At 47.9% G+C, this 863-nt stretch carries 2 protein-coding genes; both read left to right on the top strand.

The features are described 5' to 3' along the window. The first annotated feature begins 45 nt into the window (after positions 1-45). A complete protein-coding gene (locus tag HMPREF3034_RS12715; RefSeq protein WP_156431125.1) occupies positions 46-345 on the top strand; it encodes a hypothetical protein in 300 nt (99 codons plus the stop codon). 49 nt (positions 346-394) lie between these two features. After that, positions 395-598 carry a hypothetical protein gene (locus HMPREF3034_RS11215; protein ID WP_062435640.1) on the top strand — a complete coding sequence of 68 codons (204 nt, stop codon included), beginning with the start codon at positions 395-397 and terminating at the stop codon, positions 596-598. The last annotated feature ends 265 nt before the right edge of the window (positions 599-863 follow it).

Below are 863 nucleotides of genomic sequence, written 5' to 3'. Positions count from 1 at the left end.
CACCTCTTACCAAGAGGTGGTGCATAATTTTAGGGAGGAACTTTGATGAAGAAAAAATCGGTTTATGCAAAACCTGAAGTCAGGGTTATGGCAACCGACGTAGAGTATGCCCTGCCTGCTGCCGAGTGCCGCCAACAACAGAGTCGATACGCGCGAAAAAGTATCGGCCGCCCAAATCAACGGCATCTGTGTGCGCTTTGTTCCAGAAACTCATTTCCGCCAGGGCCTTGTCGGCGACTCGGCAGGCAAACGCCTTGCCATACGCGCCCTGACCGACATGGACGTGGACTGGGAGGAATGGCGCGAGGCAACCTCCGCGTTGGTGATACCATAGTTCCCGTGTGACCTTAAAAAACAAGTAACTAATATTATTAATAATAAAAAAGAAAAAATTATGGACAAAAAGAGTTTGGACAAAAAAGAATCCAAGAAAAAGCCCTATGTCAAGCCTTGGATAAAAGTAATCAAGGTGGATGTCGAATCGCAAATCATGGTTACTAGCCCCAAGATGAGGATAGGCGGCGATGCTGGCAAGCCACCCTACACAATAGTACCCCCCCCAGAAGATACTGACAACACCGACCTCGTCTTCGAATAGGAATTCAACATGTGGTTGGGTTGAGAAGACTGATGCCGTGCACGCTCCCTCAGGCGGACGGACGGTAAAGTCAGGCGTTCTTGCCTGTCGTGTTTTTTTTAATGACTATGCAAACAAAAAAGAAATAAAACAATGAAATCATCGCAGTTTTTATTATTGTCAGGCATATTTGCCTCATTGGGCATGCTCGTCTCCTGTCCGACAACGACCTCGCCTATGGCGGCGGTAAGAGTGACGGCGATAAAGGCACAGCCGTAACCTTCAA

Source organism: Prevotella sp. DNF00663 (assembly GCF_001553265.1).
Classification (GTDB): Bacteria; Bacteroidota; Bacteroidia; order Bacteroidales; family Bacteroidaceae; genus Prevotella.
This window is presented reverse-complemented; position numbering and strand designations above follow the sequence as displayed.

Coding starts and splice junctions, on each gene's coding strand:
- HMPREF3034_RS12715 (WP_156431125.1), top strand. CDS start 46: ATGAAGAAAAAATCGGTTTATGCAAAACCTGAAGTCAGGGTTATGGCA.
- HMPREF3034_RS11215 (WP_062435640.1), top strand. CDS start 395: ATGGACAAAAAGAGTTTGGACAAAAAAGAATCCAAGAAAAAGCCCTAT.